Here is a 25541-nt window from a genome sequence, read left to right as displayed (position 1 = left end):
ATGAGTTACGAACAAGAATTTATGAAAGAATTTGAAGCTTGGGTTAATACCCAAATCATGATTAACGATATGGCGCTCAAGGAAAGCCAAAAGGTCTATGAAGAAGATCAAGATGAGCGTGCTAAAGATGCCATGATTCGCTATGAAAGCCGCTTGGATGCCTACCAGTTCTTGCTAGGCAAGTTTGAAAATTTCAAGGCAGGCAAGGGATTCCATGATTTACCAGAAGATTTATTTGGAGAGAGAAACTATTAAGTTTTCAATATTGGTAAAGGGGAGTGGGACTCCCTTTTTCATTGTTCCTTGAGCCTTTTTGTGTTACAATGTTAGCATGAAAACGAAAAATATTATTAAAACAGGTTTAGTCGTGGCAGGGCTTGGAGCACTTGCCTTTGGTGCTAAGAAAATAGCTGATGATCACAAACTAATGGCAAGTCAAGAAGAATTAACTAGTAGAGTCCGAGAGGAATTCTCAAAAATGGGAGTTATTGCAACTCTTTACGTACAGCTTTACGAAAGTGATATGAATCGCTTGGTCGGAGGTGTCATGTTTGAAGATGGTCGTCACTATACCTTTGTCTACGAAGATGAAGATCTCATCTACGAGGAGGAAGTTTTATGATTTCTCCTAATAGTTTAGAAGAATTAGCAAATCTAGTAGAACAGGATGGCAAGAAGGTCTTCCTTTTTGTTGCGGATTGGTGTGGCGATTGTCGCTATATCTATCCAGCTCTGCCAGAGATTGAAGAGACCAATCCAGAGTTTACCTTTATACGAGTAGACCGTGATGAGTACATGGACTTAGCCAAACTTTGGGATGTTTACGGAATTCCAAGTCTTGTTGTCTTAGATAAGGACAAGGAGATTGGACGCTTTGTCAATCGTGACCGTAAAACCAAGGCACAAATAAACGACTTTTTAGCAGAATTAAAATAGGAGAAAAGAAAGAATGATTTTTACATATAACAAAGAACATGTCGGTGATGTCCTTATGGTCATCGTGAAAAATAGTGGCGATGCCAAACTAGATGTTGAGCGTAAAGGCAATGTGGCACGTGTATTCCTAAAGGAAACTGGTGAAACTGTTGCTTGGAACATTTTTGAAGTTTCTAGCTTATTCGAAATTGAGGAACGTGGCCAAGTATTTTTGACAGACGACCAAGTAGCTCGTTTGAACCAAGAATTACAGGCGGAAGGTTTTACAGAAGAAATTGTCAATGACAAGGAACCGAAATTTGTCGTTGGAGAAATTGTAGAAATGGTTGCGCATCCAGATAGTGACCACCTCAATATCTGCCAAGTGGCAGTTGCGAGTGATAAGACAGTGCAAATCGTTGCAGGAGCTCCTAATGCGCGTGTCGGTTTAAAAACCATTGTTGCTCTTCCAGGAGCTATGATGCCAAAAGGGAATCTCATTTTCCCAGGGGAACTTCGTGGTGAAAAGAGTTTTGGGATGATGTGCAGTCCTCGTGAACTTGCCTTACCAAATGCTCCACAAAAGCGTGGTGTCATTGAATTGTCAGAAGACCAAGTTGTCGGAACACCATTTGACCCAGCAAAACACTGGACAGCTTAAATTTGTTCAGTTAGATAGGAGAAAGTAAGATGGCAAAAAATGTTGTGATCACAGGTGCAACATCAGGCATCGGTGAAGCAATTGCGCGTGCCTATCTAGAAAAAGGTGAGAATGTCGTTCTTATAGGACGTCGAACAGAAAGACTTGAAGTCCTAAAAAACGAGTTTATAAAAGCCTATCCAAGTCAAAAAGTTTGGACCTTTCCGCTAGATGTAACAGATATGACAATGGTTAAGACTGTTTGTTCAGAAATTCTTGAAGCAGTAGGTTCTATTGATATTTTAGTTAATAATGCTGGCCTGGCTTTAGGTTTAGCTCCTTATCAGGATTATGAAGAGTTGGATATGCTGACCATGCTGGATACCAATGTCAAGGGTTTGATGGCAGTCACTCGTTGCCTCTTGCCTTCTATGGTGACTGCAAATCAAGGCCATATCATTAATATGGGTTCAACCGCAGGTATTTACGCCTACGCTGGTGCAGCAGTCTATTCAGCAACCAAGGCAGCTGTCAAAACTTTTTCAGATGGGATTCGGATTGACACCATAGCTACAGATATCAAGGTGACGACTATTCAGCCTGGTATTGTAGAGACTGACTTTTCTAAGGTCCGTTTCCATGGAGATGAGGCACGGGCTGCAACGGTCTATCAGGGACTCGAAGCCTTGCAGGCGCAAGATATCGCAGATGCTGTTGTCTATGTAACCAGTCAACCACGACGTGTACAAATCACAGATATGACCATCATGGCCAATCAACAAGCAACTGGATTTATGATTCACAGAGACTAACATTATTTTAAAAAAGTTACAAATTTTGTAACTTTTTTTGATTTCCTTCGAATAGATAAGTAGGAGGATGAAAAAATGTTTAATAAAATTATTCTTATTGGAAGAATTGTGGCAACACCAGAATTGCACAAAACCAACAATGACAAGTCCGTTGCACGAGCAACTATCGCAGTGAATCGCCGTTATAAAGATCAAAATGGGGAACGTGAAGCAGACTTCATCAATATTGTGGTCTGGGGCAAATTGGCTGAAACCTTGGCTAGCTATGGAAGCAAAGGTAGTCTCATTTCTGTGGATGGAGAACTTCGTACCCGTAAGTTTGAAAAGAATGGACAGACCAACTATGTAACAGAAGTTCTCTGTACAGGTTTCCAACTCTTAGAAAGCCGTGCCCAACGTGCTATGCGTGAAAATAATGCAGGCCAAGACTTAGCAGATCTTGTTTTGGAAGAGGAGGAACTTCCATTTTAAAATGACAAGAGTTTGAGAGTTTCTCGAACTCTTTTTTATGCTATAAATCAGACTTTTTTCTTGACTATTTTTGACCAAGTGATACAATAGAACTATGGTTTAGCACTCGTATACAAAGAGTGCTAATAATATGATTGAATTATGGAGGAAAACAGATGTTGAAACCATTAGGAGACCGTGTGGTCTTGAAAATTGAAGAAAAAGAACAAACTGTTGGAGGCTTTGTCCTCGCAAAATCAGCCCAAGAAGAAACGAAAACAGCTACAGTAGTGGCTACTGGACAAGGTGTTCGTACCTTGAGCGGTGAGTTAGTCGCTCCAAGTGTAAAAGTTGGAGATCAAGTTTTAGTCGAAGCTCATGCAGGTATCGAGGTCAAAGATGGGGATGAAAAATACCTCATCGTAGGTGAGGCTAGCATCTTGGCAATCGTTGAAGAATAAGAGGAGGAAATAAGTATGTCAAAAGAGATTAAGTTTTCATCTGATGCACGTTCAGCTATGGTCCGTGGTGTTGATATCCTAGCTGATACAGTTAAAGTAACCTTGGGGCCTAAAGGACGTAACGTTGTTCTTGAAAAATCATTCGGTTCACCATTGATTACCAACGACGGTGTGACAATCGCTAAAGAAATTGAACTAGAAGACCATTTTGAAAATATGGGTGCCAAATTGGTATCAGAAGTAGCTTCTAAGACTAATGATATCGCTGGTGACGGGACAACTACTGCAACAGTCTTGACACAGGTAATCGTTCGTGAAGGAATCAAAAACGTTACAGCAGGAGCAAATCCAATCGGTATTCGTCGAGGGATTGAAGCAGCGGTTGCTACAGCTGTAGAAGCCTTGAAAAATAATGCCATTCCTGTTGCCAACAAAGAAGCTATCGCGCAGGTTGCTGCTGTATCCTCTCGTTCTGAAAAAGTAGGTGAGTACATCTCTGAAGCCATGGAAAAAGTTGGTAAAGATGGTGTTATCACTATTGAAGAATCACGTGGTATGGAAACAGAGCTTGAAGTCGTAGAAGGAATGCAATTTGACCGTGGGTATCTATCACAGTACATGGTGACAGATAATGAAAAAATGGTTGCAGACCTTGAAAATCCATACATTTTAATCACTGACAAGAAAATTTCAAATATCCAAGAAATCTTGCCACTGCTAGAAAGCATTCTACAAAGCAGTCGTCCACTCTTGATTATTGCTGATGACGTTGACGGTGAAGCTCTTCCAACTCTTGTTTTGAATAAGATTCGTGGAACTTTCAACGTAGTTGCTGTTAAGGCACCTGGTTTCGGGGACCGTCGTAAAGCAATGTTGGAAGACATCGCAATTTTGACAGGTGGAACTGTTATCACAGAAGATCTTGGTCTTGAATTGAAAGATGCTACCATCGAAGCTTTAGGTCAAGCAGCTAAAGTGTCTGTCGATAAAGATAGCACAGTCATTGTAGAAGGTGCAGGTAATCCTGAAGCAATTGCTAACCGTGTTGCTGTCATCAAATCACAAATTGAAACAACAACTTCAGAATTCGACCGTGAAAAACTCCAAGAACGCTTGGCTAAATTGTCAGGCGGGGTAGCAGTTATCAAGGTCGGTGCAGCAACTGAAACTGAGTTGAAGGAAATGAAACTCCGCATCGAAGATGCCCTTAATGCTACTCGTGCAGCAGTAGAAGAAGGTATTGTTGCAGGTGGTGGTACTGCCCTTGTTAATGTTATCTCTGCTGTTGAAGCTTTAGAATTGACAGGAGATGAAGCAACAGGACGTAGCATTGTACTTCGTGCCTTGGAAGAACCTGTTCGTCAAATTGCCTACAATGCAGGCTATGAAGGTTCAATTGTTATTGATCGTTTGAAACATGCAGAAGCTGGTACAGGCTTCAACGCTGCAACAGGTGAATGGGTCAACATGATCGAAGCAGGTATTATCGATCCTGTTAAGGTTAGCCGTTCAGCCCTTCAGAACGCAGCTTCAGTAGCAAGCTTGATTCTAACAACAGAAGCAGTCGTAGCTAACAAACCAGAACCCGCTGCACCAGCGCCAGCTATGGATCCATCAATGATGGGTGGCTACTAAGAAATAAATAAAAACAGGTAGAATGAAAGATTTCTACCTGTTTCTTTTGAATTACTCAAAAAGAGGGAGCTCAGCTTCCTCTTTTTACATTCAATTAATTATGGTTTGATAACTTCAGCTCCACCCATGTATGGACGAAGAACTTCTGGAATGGTCACAGAACCATCTTCGTTTTGATAGTTTTCAAGGATAGCAGCGACTGTACGACCAACAGCAAGTCCAGAACCATTCAAAGTATGAAGAAGTTTAACCTTACCATCGGCTTCATCACGGTAACGGATTTGGGCACGACGAGCTTGGAAATCTTCTGTATTTGAACAGCTTGAGATTTCACGATATGTGTTTTGCGCAGGGATCCATACTTCCAAGTCATAAGTCTTAGCAGCAGAGAAGCCCATATCTCCGGTAGAGAGAGCAACTACGCGATATGGAAGGTTGAGTTTTTGAAGGATGTTTTCAGCGTTGGCTGTCATCTTTTCTAGTTCTTCGTATGACTCTTCAGGCTTGGCAAATTTCACCATTTCTACCTTGTGGAATTGGTGTAAACGAATCAAACCACGAGTATCACGACCAGCTGAACCAGCTTCAGAACGGAATGATGGGCTCATAGCAGTAAAGTAGATTGGTAAGTCTTTTCCATCAAGAATTTCATCACGGTAGTAGTTGGTCAGAGGAACTTCAGCTGTAGGAATGAGGACGTAGTTCGTATCTTTCAATTCAAACGTATCTTCTTTGAATTTTGGATATTGTCCTGTACCAAACATTGAGTCATGGTTAACCATGTAAGGTGTGATGACTTCAGTGTAACCTTCTTTTCCATGCTCATCCAACATAAAGTTGTAGATCGCACGTTCCAAACGAGCCCCAAGTCCTTTATAGAAGAGGAAGCGCGCTCCAGTTACCTTTCCACCACGTTCCCAGTCAAGAATACCAAGATCTTCACCTAGATCCCAGTGAGCTTTTGGTTCAAAGTCGAACTCGCGAGGAGTTCCCCAACGGCGAACTTCTACGTTATCATCTTCGTCTGCACCGATAGGCACGCTATCAGCTGGGATGTTTGGAAGAGTTGTGGTAAATTCTGTCAATTTAGCATCAATTTCTGCCAATTCAGCATCAAGAGCTTTGACCTCAGCAGATAGGGTTTGCATAGCTGCAATCTTGTCGTCTGCATTTTCCTTGTTACGTTTAGCTTGGGCAATCTCAGCAGAAACTGTGTTACGTTCAGCCTTGAGGGTTTCAACCTTAACCAAGATGTCACGTCGTTTGGCATCGATTTCTTTCATCTCGTTCAAGATAGCAGCATCTACACCACGTGTAGCTAGTTTTTCTGCGACAGCATCAAAGTCTGTACGAATACGTTTGATATCTAACATATAAACTCCTTTATGAAAAAAGCACACCTGACAAAGCGTTGGAGTGGCAGGGCCACGGTTCCATCCAACTTCACAGGTGTGCACTTGATTCTGTATTTGATTTAAAACAACGGTAGAATTTCAATTAAATCTTCTATCTGCTCGCAGCACCCGCAGACTTTCTGAAAGAAGGAAGTAACCTACTTATCCGTTTCTATGATTATACTAAACTTTCTATTTTTTTGCAAATAGATTTTTAATTTTTCGACCAATGATTTGGACTAAGGTAGGAAGTTTGACTACCTTGTCATTTCCCAATTTTTCACGAGCAATCTTAAGAATTTTTCCAGAGTCTTTTGAGGCGAAGAGGAATTTTCCTTGATCTGTAAAGATTTCAAAATGACGACTAACCTTGCGGCCTGAAACATTGGCTCCGATTTGATTAACGCTGGACCAAGGGATTTGAATATAGTCCTCGACATTACGATCTGAGTAAAATTCTAGGGCATGATCTCCGACCAGAAATTTTCCAACCTTTCCTGTAATGGAGAGATAGGAGGTTCCAGTTGTTTGCAAGTCGACGACCTTATTGAGGGATTGTGCCATGTTTAGTCTTCCTTATTTTCACCGAAAAATGCTTGGTAGAGAGCTTTAAGAGCGGCTTTTTCTTGGTCTTTGTGGACAACAAACATGATAGAAACTTCACTAGAACCTTGTGACATCATTTGGATGTTGATGTTGTTTTCAGATAAGGCACGAGTGGCTGTAGCAGTTACCCCGATATGACGCTTCATTTTTTCCCCAACAATCATAATGATAGAGAGGTCGTGTTCGATTTCAGCGTGGTCTACCTCTGCTTTTTGGACTAATTGACGAAGGATTTCTTCTTCCTTAATCGGAGTCAATTCTCGTGAACGTAAGATGATAGACAGGTCATCGATACCAGTTGGCATATGTTCCCAACCAATATTAAGGTCCTCAAGGATCTGAAGAACTTTACGACCAAAACCGATTTCGCGGTTCATCAGATATTTAGACATATTAATGCTGACAAAGCCAGAATCACCAGCGATCCCAACAACTGGAAATTTATCGCTGCTATGTTGTAGCACAATGCGAGTACCTGGGTGGTCTGGATTGTTGGTATTTTTAATGACAAGAGGAATTTTCCCACGGTAGGCAGGTAGAAGTGCTTCATCGTGTAGTACAGAGAATCCTGCATAGGCCAATTCACGCATTTCACGGTAGGTCAATTCAGGGATAGAGTGTGGCTTATGGATAATACCAGGGTGGGCTGCAAAGATTCCGTCTACATCAGTAAAGTTTTCATAGAGGTCAGCTTTGACACCAGCAGCAATGATAGAACCAGTGATATCTGAACCTCCACGTGAGAAGGTACAAATTTGATCTTCTTTCGTAACACCGAAGAAACCAGGGATAACAAGAACTTCAGTTGAATTTGTCAATTCCTCGATTTTATCGTAACTTGATGGGATGATACGTGCATTTCCAGGTTCGCTCGTAACGACGATACCAGCTTCTCTAGGATGAACATAACGCGCCTCCAAGCCATTTTGGTTAAAGTAGGCTGCAATCAACTTGGCATTGTTATTTTCTCCAGCTGCTAGAAAGGTATCATAGAGAAACTTATTATCTTCAATTGGAAGAGTTGCAAGAGCACGGATGCTTTTTGAGATTTTTTCTAGAACTGTTGGTTTGAGTTTTAGCTCACTAACCATGGCAGCATAGCGATCAATAATCCAGTTTTGACGTTTACTGATATCATTACCAGCTACATAGTCGCGGTAGTATTTAATCAAGGCATCTGTCACCTTGGTATCTTCAGAATTGCGTTTACCAGGCGCAGAGACGACTACAAAACGACGTTCTGGATCACTTTTGACAATATTTAAAACTTTTTCTAACTGACTAGCAGAGGCAAGCGAGCTTCCACCAAATTTAACAACCTTCATAAGAACTCCTAAAGTAAGTATTTTATACGATTATAGCAGAAAGAGGGGCTTTTTTCAATCTGGAAAATTTCCTATATAATTGTTTGAATGTCTCATCAGGAAAGCTTATAATAAAGGTGTAGGGGAAAACTCTTCTGATGAAAGGAGTTGGGAAAGATGATTAAAAGAGTGTTTTATTTAATACTATTCCTTACCTTCGTGATGATTCCTACAAGTATCGGAGCAACTTATCATCCTCTTCCCAGTGGTCGTTTGACTGGAGAAGAATTAGCGATTGAGTATGCTCAGGAAGGTCAGATATCAGTTGAGAGGGCTAAAATTATCTTATCTATCGGCTTGTCAGATAGTCAGTCAAGGACTTATCGAATTCTCTCTGAAAAGATTATCGTCAATCCTAACTATGAAGCTAGAGTCAAGTTTTACTGTCAAACAGATGAGAGTGGACAATTTAGAGGAATCACGAAACTCTTAGCTGCAAGTCTGGTCGACAAGGATGGGGATAAGGAAGTTCCTTTTACAGGAAATCTTTTTGCCTACCTTGAAGATCCAAATCGTGTTTTTTACATGGTTTCAGGAGAATTCTACCATAAGGGACCCAACCAAGCACAGCTCTATCAGAGAGAAGGAGGACGAATGCTTGAAGTGATTTATGATTTTATGGATGATACAAGTACTGGTTTTCCTGTATTTTTAGAGACCAAACTAAGCTTTTAAAATCGGCCGAGACACTTTCGGTCGATTTTTCTCTTGTTTAAAAAGCCGGAAAAAGATATAATTTGAAAATGAAATAATTTAAACATCATTGTAATTTGAAAGGAGTGGCTATGAATCATATTATCTATCAAGTTCAAGACGATTTAGCGATACTAACTTTAAATCGTCCTGAGGTGGCCAATGGTTTTCATATTCCTATGTGTCAAGAAATTCTAGAAGCATTGGAATTGGCTGAAAAAGATGCTTCGGTTTCGTTTGTTCTCATTAATGCTGCCGGCAAAGTCTTCTCTGTTGGGGGCGATCTAGTAGAAATGAAACGTGCTGTCGAAGAGGATAATATTGCCTCCCTCACCCAAATCGCGGAGTTAGTAAATACGATTTCCTATAAGATTAAACAAATTCCTAAACCAGTCATTATGGAGGTGGATGGAGCAGTTGCTGGGGCGGCGGCTAATATGGCCTTGGCAGTTGATTTCTGTATTGCATCGGACAAGGCTAAATTCATTCAGGCCTTTGTAGGTGTGGGCTTGGCTCCAGACGCGGGAGGTTTATTCTTGCTGACACGATCGCTAGGAACGACTCGGGCAACGCAGCTTGCCATGACCGGTGAAGCTTTTACAGCTGAGAATGCTTTAGAAGCAGGTGCTGTCTATCGTCTGTGTGCTAGTGATCAACTGGAAAAGACAAGAGAACAATTGTTGAAGAAGTTGAGAAGAGGCTCCTCTAACTCCTATGCTGCTATTAAGAAGTTAGTCTGGGAGAGCGAGTTTAAGCAGTGGCACGAGTACGCACAGCTAGAATTGGAATTGCAAAAATCTCTATCTTATACGGAGGATTTCAAAGAAGGTGTTCGTGCACATTCTGAAAGAAGACGTCCAAAATTTTTGGGGAAATAATAAAATACTTGCGCAATTCTTTGAAGTTTGATATACTTTTTCTGTCAAATGTTTTGATAGTTAAACTTTTTTGATGAGGGAGGGAAGAAAATTGGACTACCAACGGATCAATGACTATTTAACATCTATTTTTAATAACGTCCTTGTGATTGAGGAAGTGAGTTTGAGAGGTAGTCGTTTCAAGGATATCTCCATCAAGGAAATGCACACGATCGATGTGATTGGCAAGTTTCCAGATGTGACTCCAAGTCAAGTGTCCAAAGAGTTGATGGTAACTCTAGGAACCGTGACAACTAGCTTGAACAACTTGGAACGAAAAGGTTATATCGAGCGCTTGCGATCAGATCAGGATCGTCGTGTAGTACATCTGCATTTGACAAAGAAAGGTCGCTTGGTACATCGGCTCCATAGACGTTTTCACAAGGCCATGGTCGAAAGGATCATCGAAGGCATGAGCCCAGAGGAAATGGATGTTATGAGTAAAGGTTTGACCAATCTTTATCAATTTTTGGAGGATTTGAAATAATGGCTTTTGCGAAAATAAGCCAGGTTGCTCATTATGTTCCAGAGCAGATTGTCACAAATGAAGATTTGGCTCAGGTTATGGATACGAGTGATGAATGGATTTCAAGTCGAACTGGGATTAAGGAACGTCGCATTTCTAAGACAGAATCAACTGGAGATTTGGCAACGGCAGTTGCAAAACAACTCCTAGAGAAGTCAGGGATTTCTGCTGAAGAGTTGGATTTCATCATCCTAGCTACGATGACACCTGACTCAATGATGCCTTCTACTGCAGCACGTGTACAGGCTCGTATAGGTGCTCGTAAGGCCTTTGCATTTGATCTAACCGCCGCTTGTAGTGGTTTCACCTTTGCCCTTTCAACTGCAGAGAAGTTTATCTCTTCAGGAGCTTATCGTAAGGGTCTAGTTATCGGTAGTGAAACTATGTCCAAAACCTTGGACTGGACAGATCGTTCAACCGCTGTCCTATTTGGAGATGGAGCTGGTGGCGTCTTGTTAGAAGCAAGCGATAAGCAACATTTCCTAGCGGAGAGTCTCAATAGCGATGGTTCACGTAGTGAGTGCTTGACCTATGGGCAGACAGGCTTGACTTCGCCATTTTCAGTTCAAGAAAATCCAGATGCTTTCTTGAGAATGGACGGCCGAGCAGTTTTTGATTTTGCGATTCGAGATGTTGCTAAGTCTATAAAAAATACCATAGAAGAGAGTCCTCTGTCGGCAGAAGAACTAGATTATCTCCTGCTTCACCAAGCTAATATCCGCATTCTAGATAAAATGGCTAGAAAGATCGGTGTAGATCGAGACAAGCTTCCTGCCAATATGACCAAGTATGGAAATACCAGTGCGGCAAGTATTCCGATTCTACTTTCAGAGTGTGTAGAGGAAGGGCTCATTCGTTTGGATGGAAGCCAAAAAATTCTCTTGTCAGGCTTCGGCGGAGGTTTGACATGGGGCACGCTTATTGTTACAATTTAGGTAATCATGTGGTGAACACATTGTTATAAAAACTATTTATTTTAAAGGAGTCTATCATGGCAGTATTTGAAAAAGTACAAGAAATTATCGTTGAAGAACTTGGAAAAGATGCATCAGAAGTAACACTTGAATCTACTTTTGATGATTTGGATGCAGATTCATTGGACTTGTTCCAAGTGATCTCAGAAATTGAAGATGCTTTTGATATTCAAATCGAAGCAGAAGATGACTTGAAAACAGTTGGTGACTTGGTTGCCTACGTTGAAGAGCAAACAAAATAATTAAAATAAATGAAGAAGGAGTAGGGGGGCCCCGCTCCCTCTTGTTCAGGTAATAGTTTGACAGTCAAAGTATAATGCGGTCGAACTATTACCTAAGCAAGACTCATGGAGGCACTATGAAAACACGTATTACAGAATTATTGAATATTAAATATCCTATCCTTCAGGGAGGAATGGCCTGGGTTGCTGATGGTGACCTAGCGGGTGCTGTTTCAAAGGCAGGTGGTTTGGGTATCATCGGTGGAGGAAATGCTCCCAAGGAAGTGGTTAAGGCCAATATCGATAAGATTAAATCATTAACAGATAAGCCATTTGGTGTCAACATTATGCTTTTGTCTCCATTTGTTGAAGATATCGTTGATCTTGTGATTGAAGAAGGGGTTAAGGTTGTTACAACTGGCGCTGGAAATCCAAGTAAATATATGGAACGATTCCATGAAGCAGGGATTACTGTTATTCCAGTTGTCCCAAGTGTGGCTTTGGCAAAACGGATGGAAAAAATTGGTGCGGATGCCGTCATTGCTGAAGGTATGGAAGCTGGGGGACACATTGGCAAGTTAACAACTATGACCTTGGTTCGTCAAGTTGTAGCTGCTGTTTCAATTCCTGTTATTGCTGCTGGAGGTATAGCAGACGGCGAGGGTGCAGCTGCTGGCTTTATGCTTGGTGCAGAAGCTGTGCAAGTAGGAACTCGTTTTGTAGTTGCTAAAGAATCAAATGCTCATCCAAACTATAAAGCTAAAATTTTAAAAGCTCGTGATATTGACACAACCATTTCAGCACAACATTTTGGACACGCAGTTCGGGCTATTAAAAACAAATTGACACGTGATTTCGAGCAAGCTGAAAAAGATGCCTTCAAACAAGAAAATCCAGACTTAGAAATCTTTGAACAAATGGGCGCTGGAGCCTTAGCTAAGGCTGTTGTCCATGGTGATGTGGATGGCGGTTCAGTGATGGCTGGTCAGATTGCAGGCCTAGTTTCGAAAGAAGAAACTGTTGAAGAAATCTTAAAAGATATTTACTACGGTGCAGCTGAAAAGATTCAAGCAGAAGCTGCTCGTTGGGCAGGAGTTACAAGAAATGACTAAAACAGCCTTTCTATTTGCAGGTCAAGGAGCCCAGTACCTAGGAATGGGGCATGAACTCTATGACCAATATGCTATCGTCAAGGAAACAATTGACCAAGCTAGCCAAGTCTTGGGATATGACCTTCGTGACTTGATTGATAATGATGAAACAAAGCTACATCAGACTCGTTACACGCAACCAGCTATTTTGGCTACGTCCGTTGCTATCTATCGTCTTTTAAAGGAAAAAGGTTACCAACCTGATATGGTGGCAGGTCTGTCTCTTGGAGAATATTCTGCCCTTGTAGCTAGTGGTGCCTTGGATTTCGAAGATGCGGTGGCTCTAGTAGCTAAACGCGGGGCTTATATGGAAGAAGCAGCTCCTACAGGGTCAGGTAAGATGGTAGCTGTCCTCAACACACCAGTTGAAGTTATCGAGCAAGCTTGTAAGGACGCTACAGAACTTGGCGTGGTAACTCCAGCTAACTACAATACGCCGAGTCAAATTGTTATTGGTGGTGAGGTAGTGGCGGTAGATCGTGCAGTTGAACTTTTGCAAGAGGCAGGAGCAAAACGCTTGATTCCGCTCAATGTTTCTGGACCTTTCCATACAGCTTTATTGGAACCCGCTAGTCAAAAATTAGCTCAAGTCCTTACAGAAGTTGAATTTTCTGACTTTGCTTGTCCACTTGTTGGTAATACAGAAGCAAAGGTTATGGAAAAAGAACGAATTGCAGAACTCTTGACTCGTCAAGTTAAGGAGCCTGTCCGTTTTTATGAAAGTATTGCAGTCATGCAAGAAGCTGGTGTGAATCGTTTTATCGAGATTGGTCCTGGGAAGATCTTGTCAGGATTTGTCAAAAAGATTGATAAAACTGCTCAACTGGCTAATGTGGAAGATCAAGCAAGTTTACAAGCACTCTTAGAAAATTAGACCAAAATGGTAGAAGTTTTGAAAGGAGAAACATGAAACTAGAACAGAAAAATGTCTTTATTACAGGCTCAAGTCGAGGAATTGGTCTTGCCATTGCCCATAAATTTGCCAGCTTGGGAGCCAATGTTGTTTTGAATAGTCGTGGTGAAATCTCCGAGGAACTTCTTGCCGAATTTAAACCATACGGGGTGAAGGTCCTTGCTATTTCTGGTGACGTTTCTGATTTTGCGGACGCAAAGCGTATGGTGGACCAAGCCATTGAAGAGCTGGGTTCAGTTGATGTCCTCGTTAATAATGCTGGGATTACTCAAGACACTCTCATGATTAAGATGACAGAAGAAGATTTTGAGAAGGTTTTAAAAGTCAATTTGACAGGGGCTTTCAATATGACACAATCAGTCTTGAAACCGATGATAAAAGCTCGCGAAGGTGCTATCATCAATATGTCTAGTGTTGTTGGTCTGATGGGAAATATCGGTCAAGCCAACTACGCTGCTTCCAAGGCTGGTTTGATTGGTTTTACTAAGTCTGTAGCGCGTGAGGTTGCTAATCGTAATGTGAGAGTAAATGCTATTGCGCCAGGGATGATTGAATCGGATATGACCGCAGTCTTGACAGATAAAGTAAAGGATGCCATGTTGTCACAAATTCCGATGAAACAGTTTGGACAAGCAGAGCAGGTTGCTGATGTTACAGCCTTTCTCGCTAGCCAAGATTATCTAACAGGACAAGTCATTGCAATTGATGGTGGACTAACCATGCAATAAGAGTTAAAATAGAGGTAGAAGAATGAAACTGAATCGAGTAGTAGTGACAGGTTATGGAGTGACATCTCCAATCGGAAATACACCAGAAGAATTTTGGAATAGTTTGACAACTGGAAAAATCGGAATTGGTGAAATCACCAAGTTTGATCATAGTGAATTTGCGGTGCATAATGCGGCAGAAATTCAGGATTTTCCTTTTGACAAATATTTTGTAAAAAAAGATACCAACCGTTTTGATGCTTATTCTTTATATGCACTATATGCAGCACAAGAAGCAGTGAACAATGCTAATCTTGATGTAGAGACTCTTGATAGAGACCGCTTTGGTGTCATCGTTGCTTCAGGTATCGGTGGAATCAAGGAAATCGAAGATCAAGTGCTTCGACTTCATGATAAGGGACCAAAACGTGTAAAACCATTGACACTTCCAAAAGCTTTACCAAATATGGCATCAGGAAATGTTGCTATGCGTTTTGGAGCAAACGGTGTTTGTAAATCTATCAATACTGCTTGTGCTTCTTCAAATGATGCAATTGGGGATGCCTTTCGTTCCATCAAGTTTGGTTACCAAGATGTTATGCTAGTTGGTGGTTCTGAGGCTTCTATCACTCCATTTGCCATTGCAGGTTTCCAAGCCTTGACAGCTCTTTCAACAACTGAAGATCCAAGTCGTGCCTCGATTCCTTTTGATAAAGACCGTAATGGTTTTGTCATGGGAGAAGGATCAGGAATGTTGGTTCTTGAAAGTTTAGAGCATGCTGAAAAACGGGGAGCAACTATCCTAGCTGAAGTTGTTGGTTACGGAAATACTTGTGATGCCTACCATATGACTTCACCACATCCAGAAGGTCAAGGAGCTATTAAGGCCATCAAATTAGCCTTGGAAGAAGCTGAGATTTCTCCAGACCAAGTAGCCTATGTCAATGCTCATGGAACCTCGACTCCTGCCAATGAAAAAGGAGAAAGTGGTGCCATTGTATCTGTTCTAGGTAAGGATGTTCCAGTTTCTTCAACCAAATCCTTCACAGGTCATTTGCTGGGAGCAGCAGGGGCTGTTGAAGCCATTGCTACTATTGAAGCTATTCGTCATAGCTATGTTCCAATGACAGCCGGAACGAAAGAATTATCAGACTATATCGAAGCGAACGTTATCTATGGACAGGGATTGGAGTGTGAAATTCCATATGCTATCTCAAATACCTTTGGATTTGGTGGGCATAATGCAGTCCTTGTTTTCAAACGTTGGGAGAATAAGTAAAGATGAATTTAAATGAAATCAAAGATTTGATGGCGCAATTTGACCAGTCAAGCTTGAAAGAATTTTCTTATAAAAATGGAACGGATGAGTTGGTCTTCAGTAAGAATGAAGCGAAACTTGTTGCAGAAGCAAGTCCAGCACCTCAAGCTCAAACTACACCAGCTGTAGAAGTAGTTTCAGAATCAAGTGCTAGTGAATCTGTAGCTGAGGGGGACCTTGTAGAAAGTCCACTTGTCGGAGTTGCTTACTTGGCTGCCGGACCAGACAAATCTAATTTTGTTTCAGTCGGTGATACTGTTAAAAAAGGCCAAACCTTGGTCATCATCGAAGCCATGAAGATCATGAATGAAATTCCAGCACCTAAAGATGGTGTTGTAACAGAAATTCTAGTTGAAAATGAAGAAATGGTTGAGTTTGGGAAAGGCTTGGTACGTATCAAATGATTGATATTCAAGGAATTAAAGAAGCTTTGCCACACCGTTATCCCATGCTCTTAGTGGATCGTGTCTTAGAAGTTAGCGAAGATACCATTGTTGCTATTAAAAATGTGACGATTAACGAACCTTTCTTCAATGGTCATTTTCCTCAATACCCAGTTATGCCTGGAGTCCTCATTATGGAAGCTTTGGCACAAACAGCAGGTGTTTTGGAATTATCAAAACCTGAAAACAAAGGGAAGCTTGTCTTCTATGCTGGTATGGACAAAGTTAAATTTAAAAAGCAAGTTGTTCCTGGTGATCAGCTTGTCATGACAGCAACTTTTGTCAAACGTCGTGGCACAATCGCCGTAGTAGAAGCGAAGGCAGAAGTAGATGGTAAGCTTGCAGCAAGCGGTACTCTGACCTTTGCTATTGGAAACTAGGGAGGTTTTCCATGTTTCGTAAGATTTTAATTGCCAATCGTGGTGAAATCGCTGTTCGTATTATTCGTGCGGCACGAGAATTAGGAATTGCAACAGTCGCTGTCTATTCGACTGCTGACAAGGAAGCTCTCCACACGCTTTTGGCTGATGAGGCTATCTGTATCGGCCCTGGGAAGGCTACAGAATCTTATCTGAACATCAATGCTATCCTTTCAGCTGCGGTCTTGACTGAAGCTGAAGCCATTCACCCTGGATTTGGCTTTTTAAGTGAAAATTCCAAATTTGCAACCATGTGTGAAGAAGTTGGGATTAAATTTATCGGACCATCAGCTCGTGTCATGGATATCATGGGAGATAAAATTAACGCCCGTGCTCAAATGATTAAGGCAAACGTGCCTGTCATTCCAGGATCAGATGGAGAAGTCCATACAGCAGAAGAGGCCCTCTCTATTGCCGAAAAAATTGGTTATCCAGTTATGCTCAAAGCTTCAGCTGGAGGTGGTGGAAAAGGGATTCGTAAGGTTGAAAAGGCAGAAGATCTTGTATCAGCCTTTGAAACAGCCTCTAGTGAAGCTAAGGCTAACTTTGGCAATGGGGCCATGTATCTTGAACGTGTCATTTATCCTGCTCGCCACATTGAAGTACAGATTCTTGCTGACCAGATGGGTCATGTTATTCACCTTGGTGAACGTGACTGTTCGCTTCAACGGAATAACCAAAAGGTTTTAGAAGAAAGTCCTTCGATTGCTATCGGGAAAACACTTCGTAATGAAATTGGTGCAGCGGCAGTTCGTGCAGCGGAATCTGTTGGTTACGAGAATGCTGGTACCATTGAATTCCTACTAGATGAAGCAAGTGGTAAATTCTACTTTATGGAGATGAATACGCGTGTCCAAGTGGAACACCCCGTAACCGAATTTGTATCTGGTGTGGATATTGTCAAGGAACAAATCCGTATCGCAGCAGGTCAACCTTTGACCTTGAAGCAAGAAGATATTGTTCTAAAAGGACATGCTATTGAGTGCCGTATCAACGCAGAAAATCCAGCCTTTAATTTTGCACCAAGTCCTGGTAAGATTACCAATCTTTATCTCCCAAGTGGTGGTGTGGGCTTGCGCGTAGATTCTGCAGTTTATCCAGGTTATACTATTCCACCCTACTATGATAGTATGATTGCTAAAATTATTGTTCATGGTGAAAATCGTTTTGATGCACTCATGAAAATGCAACGAGCTCTTTATGAACTCGAAATTGAAGGGGTTGTCACCAATGCTGATTTCCAACTTGATCTGATTTCAGATCGTCGCGTGATAGCAGGAGACTACGATACTTCATTCTTGATGGAAACTTTCTTACCATACTATCAAGAAAAAGAATAATGTAAAAAGACTATGAGACCGAAAAGGGGGATATATGGCTCTATTTAGTAAAAAAGATAAATATATTCGAATCAATCCCAATCGTTCGACTGTAAATCAACCTCAGATCAAGCCAGAGGTTCCAGATGAGCTCTTCTCCCAATGTCCAGGTTGCAAATATACAATTTACCAAAAGGACTTGGGGAGTGAGCGGATATGCCCTCACTGTGGCTATACCTTCCGTATTTCAGCTCAAGAGCGTTTAGCTTTAACCATTGATATGGGGACGTTTTTGGAAATGTTTAAAGGGATTGAGACTCAGGATCCTTTGAATTTTCCAGGCTATCGTAAAAAGTTGACCTTGATGCGTGAAAAGACAGGTCTTGATGAGGCTGTTGTGACAGGAACAGCTTTGATTAAGGGAGAGAAGGTTGCCCTTGGCATCATGGATTCTAACTTTATCATGGCATCCATGGGGACAGTTGTTGGTGAAAAAATTACTCGCTTATTCGAATTTGCCACAGATGAGAAATTGCCAGTCGTCTTGTTTACGGCTTCTGGTGGTGCCCGTATGCAAGAAGGAATCATGAGTTTGATGCAGATGGCTAAAATCTCTGCAGCTGTTAAACGCCATTCCAATGCAGGTCTCTTTTATCTGACAATCCTTACGGATCCAACAACTGGAGGTGTTACAGCTTCCTTTGCTATGGAAGGGGATATCATCTTAGCGGAACCTCAAAGTCTTGTTGGTTTTGCTGGACGCCGTGTGATTGAAAATACGGTAAGGGAAGACTTACCAGAGGATTTCCAGAAGGCAGAGTTTCTTCTAGAGCATGGCTTTGTAGATGCAATTGTAAAACGGCGAGAATTGCCAGATATGATTGCTCGATTAGTAAGGTTGCATAAGGGGAATTGTTGATGAATATAGCGAAAATCGTTAGAGAAGCACGTGAACAAACTCGACTAACAGCCTTAGATTTTGCGACAGGAATATTTGATGACTTTATAGAGCTACATGGTGATCGCTCTTTCAGAGATGATGGTGCTGTGGTTGGTGGTATCGGATGGTTGGGAGACCAAGCAGTAACTGTAGTTGGAATCCAAAAAGGTAAAAGTTTACAAGATAATCTTAACCGCAACTTTGGTCAACCCCATCCAGAAGGTTATCGCAAAGCCCTTCGTTTGATGAAGCAAGCTGAAAAATTTGGCCGGCCAGTTGTAACTTTTATCAACACTGCGGGAGCCTATCCTGGTGTAGGAGCAGAAGAACGGGGTCAAGGTGAAGCTATTGCCCGTAACCTCTTTGAAATGAGTGATTTAAAAGTTCCCATCATTGCGATTATTATCGGTGAAGGTGGATCTGGTGGTGCCCTTGCCCTTGCTGTAGCAGACCGTGTTTGGATGCTTGAAAATTCCATCTATGCCGTACTGAGTCCTGAAGGATTTGCTTCTATCTTATGGAAAGATGGAACTCGTGCCATGGAAGCAGCTGAGTTGATGAAAATCACCTCGTATGAGTTGTTGGATATGCAAGTTGTAGATAAGGTCATTTCTGAAGTTGGTCTTTCAAGCAAAGATTTAATCAAGCAAGTGAAGGAACAACTCCAAGCAGAACTTGATGAACTTGGTAAACTTCCGCTAGATCAACTCATTGAAGAACGTTATCAACGCTTTAGAAAGTATTAAAAAGAAAGCTAGAACTAAAAACGGTTCTAGCTTTTTGGTTTCTCTCAAAAATTCATTTCAGGATTAATAATTGATAGTTGAGGAAATGGAACTGAGGGGCGTTTAAAAAAGATGTATATTTTATAATAAGGAATGATAATCTATAAGTGCTACAGAGAATAGATTAATACTCAATGAAAATCAAAGAGCAAACTAGGAAGCTAGCCGAAGGCTGTACTTGAGTACGGCAAGGTGAAGCTGACGTGGTTTGAATTTGATTTTCGAAGAGTATAAGTTTTTATAGATTTTATGCTGTGCTAGGTCAGTATATAACTGATAAACTGAATAGGGAGTTGTTAATTTTTCCCTCCATCAAGGTAATTTTAATTTTTTTAAGGAATGAGTATGAAAAAACTTTGGCATTTGGGAGTCTATATCTTACTGGTATTTCTATCGGTTTATCTACCAGAGTTAGGGATTATGCATCTAACTAAGTTTTTAGAATGGGGGATAGATGGCTATTATAGCATTTCAGCAGTTGGGGAAGTAACTCTTTTAGTTATGTTTGTTTGCTGGTTGAAAAAGAAAAAGATGCTCTATATTTTCGAAAAAAAGGGTTCAAAGAAGTCAAGATTCTTTTTCCTTGTAGCTGGTCTAGTGGCTACTTATTTTTATCGTCAATTAGTGGATGCTTTTCAATTACAGTTTCATCACTTAATTGATAACAAGTATATCTTTCAAGACCTTCTTTCGACTTTATACTCCAATGGGCAACCAACTTTTCTATCAACTGTTCTCAGTTTTAGTTTAATAGTAGTCGTCGCACCTATATTGGAGGAGATAGTTCTGAGAGGAATACCTTCTTTTCAAATTCCAAGTATTATCTGGATGTTATCTTATCAGCTCTTATCTTTGGGCTCAGTCACTTGGTATTATCGCATCGTGATCCTATCAGTTTGATGTTTTATAGTTTAGGCGGTCTCTTCTATGCCCTGATCTACCGTTGGACAAAGAATCTAAAGCTCACAATCCTTTGCCATAGTTTTTTCAACTTTCTCATTTATGCCAAGCCCATCTGGATATTTGTTTATAATTATGTCTATTACCACTTTTTTAGATAGTGGAAGGCAAAGAAAAAAGTGTTTGATCGGAGTCAAACACTTTTTCTATATTATTTAATCTTCTTCTGTCACAAATTGACTGAGGAGTCCATTGATGAAACGGGCTGACTTTTGATCTGAAAAGCTCTTAGCAAGTTCAATAGCTTCGTTAACAGCCACGAGCTGAGGAGTATCAAATGAAGTGATTTCAAAAACTCCTAGGCGTAGTAAATTCTTTTCTACCAAAGTCAGACGATCGATGGTCCAACCAGTTTTCAAATGTTGAGTGATTTGTTTGTCCAGATCATCCTTCTTAGCTTGGACACCAGAAACGAGCTCTACAAGGAAGTTAGGAAGTTGTACGTCTGTATCTTCGCGATCATGTGTGTAGGCAAAGCGACAAGCAGTTTCTAGATCTGAACCATATTCAAGACTCATCAAGGCTTGGAAAGCACACTTACGTAGTTCACGTCTAGATTCTAATAATGGACTAGTCATTGAGGAAGTCCTCGTCGAATAAGTCTTTCAATTCTGGTTTTGGTGTTTTATCTGGAACGATACCTGAAACGTGAATGTTGACAGCAGAGATTTCAACATCAGCCATGTTACGGACAGCATCCTTAACAGCTTTCTGGATAGCCATAGCAACCTTAGGAACTTTGACACCGTACTCTAGGTAGAGGTAGATATCAGCTGTGAGCTCATCGTTTGCTTCTTTTAGATATACGCCACGACCAAGAGAAAGTTTTGAAAGGGTGTCAGATACTGATTTGTTTGAAAAAGAGTGTACGCCTTCAACTTTCGCAGTTGCAATAGCAATGATTTTTTCTAGTACACGTGGGGCGATGACGATTTCGCCAAGTTGTTCTTCAATTCCCATAGAATGACCTCTTTCTAGTTTCTAGAGATTAGGCGCGAGAAACGTAAGTTCCTTCTGCAGTGTTGATAATCAATTTTTGACCTGCTTCGATGAAATCTGGAACGTTCACGACAAGACCAGTTTCCATTGTTGCTGGTTTACCAGAACCTGTAACAGTAGCACCTTTGATAGATGGTTGTGTTTCAGCAACTGTCAATTCAACAGTAGTTGGTACAGTCACACCGATTACTTCAGTTCCGTAGAATTGGATTTTTACATCTGAGTTTTCAAGGATGTAAAGCAATTCGTTTTCAACATTTACAACAGGAATTTCGTATTGGTCATAAGTTTCTGTATTCATGAAGTAAGCTGTGTCGTCCATTTTGTACAAGTATTGAGCTGGAACTGTTTCGATAATAGCTTGCTCAAATTTTTCTTCTGGGCGGTAGCTTGTTTCAAATGTTGAACCAGTACGGACATCACGCAATTTCATACGCATGATAGTGTTTCCTTTACCTGGTTTGTGGTGGCTAGCTTCCAAAACGCGGATCAATTTTCCTTCAGCTGTTTCAAAAGTCATACCAGCCTTTAGTTTACTTGCTTCAATCATATTTTTACCTCTTTAATAAATATTATTACTCTTCATTCTACCATAAAATGGTCTGAAAATAAAGCCAAAATGGTTTTGAAAGATACCAGAAGGGTAACATTAACCTTCTGGCTGCTTTCCTTCCGCTTAATCTTCTTTCAACTTAGCCAATTCTTGGGCAAGTAGTTTAAGGGCGACTTGTGGGTTGGCTTGACCCTTGGTTGCTTTCATGAGGAATCCTGTGAAGGCCTTGTCGGCGTTACGTTTTCCTGACTTGAAGTCGGCAACAGCGGCTTCATTATCCGCAAAGACTTGATGAATAATTGGAATCAAAACATCAGGATCTGAGATTTGAACTAAACCAGCTTTTTCCACGTATTCACGAGCGCCACCACCATTTTTAGCTAGGTGAACAAAGACTTTCTTGGCAATCTTAGACGAAATAGTACCGTCTTCGATAATGGCAATCATTTCAACCAAGTTTTCTGGTGTCAATTCGATTTGTTCCAGTGTCTTACCTTCGGCGTTCAAGAATTGAGCGACTTCACCTTGGAGCCAGTTAGAAACTTGTTTAGTATCACCACCGAGGGCAACAGCTTTCTCAAAGAAGTCAGAAGTAACTTTATTAGCTGTCAACTGGCTAGCATCGTAGTCTGACAAGCCGAGGTCAGAGACATAGCGTGCACGGCGCTCTTTTGGAAACTCTGGTAACTCCGTACGCATTTCTTCAATCCACTCGTCAGAAATTTCAAAGAGTGGTAGGTCTGGTTCTGGGAAGTAGCGGTAGTCTGCAGCACCTTCTTTGACACGCATGAGGATGGTTGCTTTATTCGCTTCATCGTAACGGCGTGTTTCTTGGCGAATTTGACCGCCTGAGCGAAGGATTTCAGCCTGGCGTTGGACTTCGTATTCAAGACCCTTGCGAACGTTTGAGAAGGAGTTGAGGTTTTTCAACTCAGTCTTGGTACCGAATTTTTCTTGACCATAAGGACGAAGAGAAATGTTGGCATCCACACGCATGGAACCTTCTTCCATCTTAACGTCAGAAATGCCAGCGTATTGGATAACTTCCTTGAGGGCGGTTAGATAAGCATAGGCTTCTTCTGGAGAACGCATGTCTGCTTCAGAGACAATCTCAATCAATGGAACCCCTTGTCGGTTGAGGTCAACATAAGAGTAGCCATCTGTACCGTGGGTGTTTTTACCAGCGTCTTCCTCTAAGTGGGCACGTTCGATACCGATTTTCTTAGTCGTACCGTCTTCTAGCTCGACTTCAATCCAACCATTATAGCCGATAGGCTCATCAAACTGAGAAATTTGGTAGGCTTTTGGGTTATCAGGGTAGAAGTAGTTTTTGCGGTCAAAGTGCATCTTTTTGTGGATGTCCATGTTGAGGGCAAGAGCAGCCTTGATACCGGCATCGACAACACCTTTATTGAGAACTGGCAGTACTCCTGGGAAAGACCAGTCAATCACGTTAGTGTTGGCATTTTGGTCATTTCCGAAGTGGGCAGATGTAGGTGAGAAGATTTTTGAATTGGTGTTGAGCTCTACGTGGACTTCAAGTCCAATGACTGTTTCAAAGTTCATTAGTTATCACCTCCAAAAATCACAGGTTGTTGTTTGTGGTAGTCTGTTGTTGCTTCAAAGGCAGCAGCAGCTTGGTAAATGGTTTCCTCAGAGTACTTAGGACCAATCAATTGTAGACCGACTGGTAGACCTTGAGAGAATCCAGCAGGAATCGAAATCCCTGGTAGACCAGCCAAGTTGACAGGGATGGTCAAAAGGTCAGCCAAGTACATAGCGACTGGGTCGTGGTTGAGTGAATCCAAGTCATAAGCAACACTAGGAGCAGTTGGTCCCAAAATCAAGTCATAATCCGCAAAGACTTTTTCGAAATCTTGGATGATAAGGGTGCGAACTTGTCCAGCCTTCTTGTAGTATGCATCGTAGTAACCAGATGAAAGGCTGAAAGTACCTAGCATGATGCGGCGTTTCACTTCTTCACCGAAACCTTGACTACGGCTGTTTACATAGATTTCATCAAGGTTGCTTGCATCCTCTGCGCGGTAGCCGTAACGAATACCGTCAAAACGTTGCAAGTTTGATGAAGCTTCTGATGAAGCGATGATGTAGTAAACGGCAACACCGTATTTTGAGTGAGGAAGGCTAACTTCTTCAACGATAGCACCCAGTTTTTCAAAGTGTTTAGCAGCATTAAGGATGGTTTCTTTAACCTCTGGATCAATTCCTTCACCGAGGTATTCTTTAGGCAAAGCGATTTTCATGCCCTTGATGTCTTGACCGATTTTTGAAGTAAAGTCGGCAATACGGACAGGAGCAGAAGTAGAGTCTTTGGCATCTTCGCTGGCAATAGCGTTGAGCAAGAGGGCATTTTCCTTAACAGTTGGTGCGAAAGGTCCAATCTGGTCTAATGAGCTACCAAAGGCAATGAGACCGAAACGAGAAACTGTTCCGTAGGTTGGTTTGAGACCAACAATCCCGTTGAAGGCAGCAGGTTGGCGGATGGAACCACCAGTATCAGAACCAAGTGACAAGCGAACTTGCCCTGAAGCTACAGCTGCAGCAGAACCACTAGATGATCCACCAGGAACCTTGTTGTGGTCCCAGGCATTTTTAGTTGCACCGTAGTAAGATGTTTCACCAGAACCACCCATGGCAAACTCGTCCATGTTGGTTTTCCCAACAACGATCATGCCCTTAGATTTTGCATTGGCAACAGCTGTCGCATCAAAGATTGGTTCGTAGTTGTAGAGCATTTTTGAAGCTGCAGTTGTTAGGATGCCATCTGTAGAGATGTTATCCTTAACTGCTAGCGGAATTCCTGAAAGGACATTGTCAGCGTCAATTCCAGTTTCGTCAATAGCTTTAGCTTGAGCAAGAGCTTGATCTTCAGCGATAGTGACAAAGGCATTAATAGCCGCTTCACGCGCCTTGATATCTTCAAGCGTTGCTTGCGTTAGTTCGGTTGCAGAAATTTCCTTGGATACAAGGAGGTTGTGCAACTCTTCAATCGTTTTATTGTTAAAAGTCATTAGGCATCTCCTCCATCGTCTAGGATAGCTGGTACCTTGATATAGTAGTTGTCTTTTTCAGGTACGTTTTTAAACAAGCGATCGCGGTCTGTTCCTTCTTCAGCCACATCAGGGCGGAGTACAGTCTTGCGATCAGCCATGGTTGTAGTAGGTGCGACACCAGTTGTGTCAACTTCGCCCAGCAATTCGACCATGTCAACAATCTTAGACAAGGTAGTCGCAAAGGCAGCAGTTTCTTCTTCAGAGAATCTTAATTTTGAAAGATTAGCAACGTGTGTTACCTCTTCTTGCGTAATTTTCATCTTGCATCCTTTCGTGAAATGATGATTTTTAGTCTGTTCTATTTTACCATATTTTCCTATAAATAAGGGAGGGATAAGTGAAAAGAAATAGA

The 25541-nt window shown here is 41.5% G+C and carries 31 protein-coding genes and 1 pseudogene; 23 read left to right on the top strand and 9 right to left on the bottom strand.

Annotated elements, in window-relative coordinates:
- The 8 genes from GEZ89_RS04320 to groL all read left to right on the top strand — a co-directional run bounded on the left by GEZ89_RS04320 (position 1) and on the right by groL (position 4913).
- Positions 1-255 carry a DUF1912 family protein gene (locus tag GEZ89_RS04320; RefSeq protein ID WP_049504265.1) on the top strand — a complete coding sequence of 85 codons (255 nt, stop codon included), beginning with the start codon at positions 1-3 and terminating at the stop codon, positions 253-255.
- A 76-nt stretch (positions 256-331) separates the two neighbouring features.
- Positions 332-622: a DUF4651 domain-containing protein gene (locus tag GEZ89_RS04315; protein ID WP_153225094.1), complete on the top strand. Its 291-nt coding sequence runs from the start codon at positions 332-334 to the stop codon at positions 620-622.
- The gene (locus tag GEZ89_RS04310; RefSeq protein WP_153225093.1) at positions 619-936 is read left to right on the top strand and encodes a thioredoxin family protein; all 318 of its coding nucleotides are present in this window, start codon (positions 619-621) and stop codon (positions 934-936) included. The genes GEZ89_RS04315 and GEZ89_RS04310 overlap by 4 nt, the downstream gene beginning before the upstream one ends.
- Before the next feature lie 13 nt (positions 937-949).
- Positions 950-1576, top strand: a complete 627-nt coding sequence (gene ytpR, locus GEZ89_RS04305; RefSeq protein WP_153225092.1) for a YtpR family tRNA-binding protein — start codon at positions 950-952, stop codon at positions 1574-1576.
- Between the two features lie 29 nt (positions 1577-1605).
- Positions 1606-2367 (top strand): SDR family NAD(P)-dependent oxidoreductase, encoded by a 762-nt coding sequence (locus GEZ89_RS04300; RefSeq protein WP_153225091.1) that lies wholly within the window; start codon positions 1606-1608, stop codon positions 2365-2367.
- Positions 2368-2442: 75 nt separating this feature from the next.
- A complete protein-coding gene (locus tag GEZ89_RS04295) occupies positions 2443-2838 on the top strand; it encodes a single-stranded DNA-binding protein (protein ID WP_049508919.1) in 396 nt (131 codons plus the stop codon).
- A 155-nt stretch (positions 2839-2993) separates the two neighbouring features.
- Positions 2994-3278, top strand: coding sequence for a co-chaperone GroES (groES, locus tag GEZ89_RS04290; RefSeq protein ID WP_049504255.1), 285 nt, complete (start codon positions 2994-2996; stop codon positions 3276-3278).
- A gap of 15 nt (positions 3279-3293) precedes the next feature.
- Complete coding sequence (groL, locus tag GEZ89_RS04285) at positions 3294-4913, top strand: chaperonin GroEL (RefSeq protein ID WP_153225090.1); 1620 nt, start codon at positions 3294-3296, stop codon at positions 4911-4913.
- A 98-nt stretch (positions 4914-5011) separates the two neighbouring features.
- Here the strand turns inward: groL and serS are convergent, their stop codons facing one another.
- From serS to GEZ89_RS04270, 3 genes are all read right to left on the bottom strand, one after another.
- A complete protein-coding gene (serS, locus tag GEZ89_RS04280; protein ID WP_000884217.1) occupies positions 5012-6286 on the bottom strand; it encodes a serine--tRNA ligase in 1275 nt (424 codons plus the stop codon).
- Positions 6287-6499: 213 nt separating this feature from the next.
- Positions 6500-6871: a DUF956 family protein gene (locus GEZ89_RS04275; protein WP_153225089.1), complete on the bottom strand. Its 372-nt coding sequence runs from the start codon at positions 6869-6871 to the stop codon at positions 6500-6502.
- Between the two features lie 2 nt (positions 6872-6873).
- Positions 6874-8238, bottom strand: a complete 1365-nt coding sequence (locus GEZ89_RS04270; RefSeq protein ID WP_153225088.1) for an aspartate kinase — start codon at positions 8236-8238, stop codon at positions 6874-6876.
- A gap of 156 nt (positions 8239-8394) precedes the next feature.
- On the opposite strand from GEZ89_RS04270, the gene GEZ89_RS04265 reads away from it, so the two are divergent.
- The 15 genes and pseudogenes from GEZ89_RS04265 (at position 8395) to GEZ89_RS04195 (ending at position 20664) form a co-directional block, all read left to right on the top strand.
- A complete protein-coding gene (locus GEZ89_RS04265) occupies positions 8395-8952 on the top strand; it encodes a hypothetical protein (protein ID WP_153225087.1) in 558 nt (185 codons plus the stop codon).
- Positions 8953-9062: 110 nt separating this feature from the next.
- Positions 9063-9848: an enoyl-CoA hydratase gene (locus tag GEZ89_RS04260; RefSeq protein WP_153225086.1), complete on the top strand. Its 786-nt coding sequence runs from the start codon at positions 9063-9065 to the stop codon at positions 9846-9848.
- A 91-nt stretch (positions 9849-9939) separates the two neighbouring features.
- Positions 9940-10374 (top strand): MarR family winged helix-turn-helix transcriptional regulator, encoded by a 435-nt coding sequence (locus GEZ89_RS04255; protein WP_075232026.1) that lies wholly within the window; start codon positions 9940-9942, stop codon positions 10372-10374.
- The gene (locus tag GEZ89_RS04250) at positions 10374-11348 is read left to right on the top strand and encodes a beta-ketoacyl-ACP synthase III (protein ID WP_153225085.1); all 975 of its coding nucleotides are present in this window, start codon (positions 10374-10376) and stop codon (positions 11346-11348) included. Before GEZ89_RS04255 ends, GEZ89_RS04250 begins: the two co-directional genes overlap by 1 nt.
- 56 nt (positions 11349-11404) lie before the next feature.
- Entirely contained in the window at positions 11405-11629 is a 225-nt protein-coding gene (locus GEZ89_RS04245; protein WP_000257838.1) for an acyl carrier protein, read from the top strand.
- A gap of 116 nt (positions 11630-11745) precedes the next feature.
- The gene (gene fabK / locus GEZ89_RS04240; protein ID WP_153225084.1) at positions 11746-12720 is read left to right on the top strand and encodes an enoyl-[acyl-carrier-protein] reductase FabK; all 975 of its coding nucleotides are present in this window, start codon (positions 11746-11748) and stop codon (positions 12718-12720) included.
- Positions 12713-13633 carry an ACP S-malonyltransferase gene (gene fabD / locus GEZ89_RS04235; protein WP_153225083.1) on the top strand — a complete coding sequence of 307 codons (921 nt, stop codon included), beginning with the start codon at positions 12713-12715 and terminating at the stop codon, positions 13631-13633. Before fabK ends, fabD begins: the two co-directional genes overlap by 8 nt.
- A 32-nt stretch (positions 13634-13665) precedes the next feature.
- The gene (fabG, locus tag GEZ89_RS04230) at positions 13666-14400 is read left to right on the top strand and encodes a 3-oxoacyl-[acyl-carrier-protein] reductase (protein WP_153225082.1); all 735 of its coding nucleotides are present in this window, start codon (positions 13666-13668) and stop codon (positions 14398-14400) included.
- Positions 14401-14422: 22 nt separating this feature from the next.
- Positions 14423-15658, top strand: a complete 1236-nt coding sequence (gene fabF, locus GEZ89_RS04225; RefSeq protein ID WP_153225081.1) for a beta-ketoacyl-ACP synthase II — start codon at positions 14423-14425, stop codon at positions 15656-15658.
- Between the two features lie 2 nt (positions 15659-15660).
- On the top strand, positions 15661-16101 hold the full coding sequence (gene accB / locus GEZ89_RS04220; protein ID WP_153225080.1) for an acetyl-CoA carboxylase biotin carboxyl carrier protein: 441 nt from the start codon (positions 15661-15663) through the stop codon (positions 16099-16101).
- A complete protein-coding gene (gene fabZ / locus GEZ89_RS04215) occupies positions 16098-16520 on the top strand; it encodes a 3-hydroxyacyl-ACP dehydratase FabZ (RefSeq protein WP_000565515.1) in 423 nt (140 codons plus the stop codon). The genes accB and fabZ overlap by 4 nt, the downstream gene beginning before the upstream one ends.
- 11 nt (positions 16521-16531) lie before the next feature.
- The gene (accC, locus tag GEZ89_RS04210; protein WP_153225079.1) at positions 16532-17899 is read left to right on the top strand and encodes an acetyl-CoA carboxylase biotin carboxylase subunit; all 1368 of its coding nucleotides are present in this window, start codon (positions 16532-16534) and stop codon (positions 17897-17899) included.
- 34 nt (positions 17900-17933) lie between these two features.
- Positions 17934-18797 carry an acetyl-CoA carboxylase, carboxyltransferase subunit beta gene (gene accD, locus GEZ89_RS04205; RefSeq protein WP_153225078.1) on the top strand — a complete coding sequence of 288 codons (864 nt, stop codon included), beginning with the start codon at positions 17934-17936 and terminating at the stop codon, positions 18795-18797.
- A complete protein-coding gene (locus tag GEZ89_RS04200) occupies positions 18797-19564 on the top strand; it encodes an acetyl-CoA carboxylase carboxyl transferase subunit alpha (RefSeq protein WP_153225077.1) in 768 nt (255 codons plus the stop codon). Before accD ends, GEZ89_RS04200 begins: the two co-directional genes overlap by 1 nt.
- Before the next feature lie 384 nt (positions 19565-19948).
- Positions 19949-20664: pseudogene (locus tag GEZ89_RS04195) on the top strand (CPBP family intramembrane glutamic endopeptidase).
- A gap of 54 nt (positions 20665-20718) precedes the next feature.
- Here the strand turns inward: GEZ89_RS04195 and nusB are convergent.
- The 6 genes from nusB to gatC all read right to left on the bottom strand — a co-directional run bounded on the left by nusB (position 20719) and on the right by gatC (position 25449).
- Positions 20719-21141 (bottom strand): transcription antitermination factor NusB, encoded by a 423-nt coding sequence (gene nusB, locus GEZ89_RS04190; protein WP_000203647.1) that lies wholly within the window; start codon positions 21139-21141, stop codon positions 20719-20721.
- A complete protein-coding gene (locus GEZ89_RS04185; protein WP_000510582.1) occupies positions 21134-21523 on the bottom strand; it encodes an Asp23/Gls24 family envelope stress response protein in 390 nt (129 codons plus the stop codon). Before GEZ89_RS04185 ends, nusB begins: the two co-directional genes overlap by 8 nt.
- A 28-nt stretch (positions 21524-21551) precedes the next feature.
- A complete protein-coding gene (gene efp / locus GEZ89_RS04180; RefSeq protein ID WP_000568646.1) occupies positions 21552-22112 on the bottom strand; it encodes an elongation factor P in 561 nt (186 codons plus the stop codon).
- Positions 22113-22238: 126 nt separating this feature from the next.
- Complete coding sequence (gene gatB / locus GEZ89_RS04175) at positions 22239-23681, bottom strand: Asp-tRNA(Asn)/Glu-tRNA(Gln) amidotransferase subunit GatB (RefSeq protein WP_153225076.1); 1443 nt, start codon at positions 23679-23681, stop codon at positions 22239-22241.
- Entirely contained in the window at positions 23681-25147 is a 1467-nt protein-coding gene (gene gatA / locus GEZ89_RS04170) for an Asp-tRNA(Asn)/Glu-tRNA(Gln) amidotransferase subunit GatA (RefSeq protein WP_153225075.1), read from the bottom strand. Before gatA ends, gatB begins: the two co-directional genes overlap by 1 nt.
- Complete coding sequence (gene gatC, locus GEZ89_RS04165; protein ID WP_000705419.1) at positions 25147-25449, bottom strand: Asp-tRNA(Asn)/Glu-tRNA(Gln) amidotransferase subunit GatC; 303 nt, start codon at positions 25447-25449, stop codon at positions 25147-25149. The genes gatA and gatC overlap by 1 nt, the downstream gene beginning before the upstream one ends.
- Positions 25450-25541 lie beyond the last annotated feature (92 nt).

The organism is Streptococcus mitis, from assembly GCF_009496285.1.
GTDB classification, from domain to species: Bacteria; Bacillota; Bacilli; order Lactobacillales; family Streptococcaceae; genus Streptococcus; species Streptococcus mitis_BP.
Note: the sequence above shows the minus strand (reverse complement) of the source record. Positions and strands in the feature narration are given on the sequence as shown.

Excerpts from the sequence above, each read along its gene's own strand:
- accC (WP_153225079.1), top strand. The coding sequence starts at position 16,532 with ATGTTTCGTAAGATTTTAATTGCCAATCGTGGTGAAATCGCTGTTCGT.
- fabZ (WP_000565515.1), top strand. The coding sequence starts at position 16,098 with ATGATTGATATTCAAGGAATTAAAGAAGCTTTGCCACACCGTTATCCC.
- accD (WP_153225078.1), top strand. The coding sequence starts at position 17,934 with ATGGCTCTATTTAGTAAAAAAGATAAATATATTCGAATCAATCCCAAT.
- GEZ89_RS04265 (WP_153225087.1), top strand. The coding sequence starts at position 8,395 with ATGATTAAAAGAGTGTTTTATTTAATACTATTCCTTACCTTCGTGATG.
- gatC (WP_000705419.1), bottom strand. The coding sequence starts at position 25,449 with ATGAAAATTACGCAAGAAGAGGTAACACACGTTGCTAATCTTTCAAAA.
- fabF (WP_153225081.1), top strand. The coding sequence starts at position 14,423 with ATGAAACTGAATCGAGTAGTAGTGACAGGTTATGGAGTGACATCTCCA.
- ytpR (WP_153225092.1), top strand. The coding sequence starts at position 950 with ATGATTTTTACATATAACAAAGAACATGTCGGTGATGTCCTTATGGTC.
- GEZ89_RS04250 (WP_153225085.1), top strand. The coding sequence starts at position 10,374 with ATGGCTTTTGCGAAAATAAGCCAGGTTGCTCATTATGTTCCAGAGCAG.
- fabG (WP_153225082.1), top strand. The coding sequence starts at position 13,666 with ATGAAACTAGAACAGAAAAATGTCTTTATTACAGGCTCAAGTCGAGGA.
- fabK (WP_153225084.1), top strand. The coding sequence starts at position 11,746 with ATGAAAACACGTATTACAGAATTATTGAATATTAAATATCCTATCCTT.
- GEZ89_RS04300 (WP_153225091.1), top strand. The coding sequence starts at position 1,606 with ATGGCAAAAAATGTTGTGATCACAGGTGCAACATCAGGCATCGGTGAA.
- nusB (WP_000203647.1), bottom strand. The coding sequence starts at position 21,141 with ATGACTAGTCCATTATTAGAATCTAGACGTGAACTACGTAAGTGTGCT.
- groL (WP_153225090.1), top strand. The coding sequence starts at position 3,294 with ATGTCAAAAGAGATTAAGTTTTCATCTGATGCACGTTCAGCTATGGTC.
- GEZ89_RS04275 (WP_153225089.1), bottom strand. The coding sequence starts at position 6,871 with ATGGCACAATCCCTCAATAAGGTCGTCGACTTGCAAACAACTGGAACC.
- groES (WP_049504255.1), top strand. The coding sequence starts at position 2,994 with ATGTTGAAACCATTAGGAGACCGTGTGGTCTTGAAAATTGAAGAAAAA.
- GEZ89_RS04295 (WP_049508919.1), top strand. The coding sequence starts at position 2,443 with ATGTTTAATAAAATTATTCTTATTGGAAGAATTGTGGCAACACCAGAA.
- gatB (WP_153225076.1), bottom strand. The coding sequence starts at position 23,681 with ATGAACTTTGAAACAGTCATTGGACTTGAAGTCCACGTAGAGCTCAAC.
- GEZ89_RS04260 (WP_153225086.1), top strand. The coding sequence starts at position 9,063 with ATGAATCATATTATCTATCAAGTTCAAGACGATTTAGCGATACTAACT.
- GEZ89_RS04245 (WP_000257838.1), top strand. The coding sequence starts at position 11,405 with ATGGCAGTATTTGAAAAAGTACAAGAAATTATCGTTGAAGAACTTGGA.
- accB (WP_153225080.1), top strand. The coding sequence starts at position 15,661 with ATGAATTTAAATGAAATCAAAGATTTGATGGCGCAATTTGACCAGTCA.
- GEZ89_RS04200 (WP_153225077.1), top strand. The coding sequence starts at position 18,797 with ATGAATATAGCGAAAATCGTTAGAGAAGCACGTGAACAAACTCGACTA.
- fabD (WP_153225083.1), top strand. The coding sequence starts at position 12,713 with ATGACTAAAACAGCCTTTCTATTTGCAGGTCAAGGAGCCCAGTACCTA.
- GEZ89_RS04315 (WP_153225094.1), top strand. The coding sequence starts at position 332 with ATGAAAACGAAAAATATTATTAAAACAGGTTTAGTCGTGGCAGGGCTT.
- GEZ89_RS04270 (WP_153225088.1), bottom strand. The coding sequence starts at position 8,238 with ATGAAGGTTGTTAAATTTGGTGGAAGCTCGCTTGCCTCTGCTAGTCAG.
- GEZ89_RS04320 (WP_049504265.1), top strand. The coding sequence starts at position 1 with ATGAGTTACGAACAAGAATTTATGAAAGAATTTGAAGCTTGGGTTAAT.
- efp (WP_000568646.1), bottom strand. The coding sequence starts at position 22,112 with ATGATTGAAGCAAGTAAACTAAAGGCTGGTATGACTTTTGAAACAGCT.
- GEZ89_RS04185 (WP_000510582.1), bottom strand. The coding sequence starts at position 21,523 with ATGGGAATTGAAGAACAACTTGGCGAAATCGTCATCGCCCCACGTGTA.
- GEZ89_RS04310 (WP_153225093.1), top strand. The coding sequence starts at position 619 with ATGATTTCTCCTAATAGTTTAGAAGAATTAGCAAATCTAGTAGAACAG.
- gatA (WP_153225075.1), bottom strand. The coding sequence starts at position 25,147 with ATGACTTTTAACAATAAAACGATTGAAGAGTTGCACAACCTCCTTGTA.
- serS (WP_000884217.1), bottom strand. The coding sequence starts at position 6,286 with ATGTTAGATATCAAACGTATTCGTACAGACTTTGATGCTGTCGCAGAA.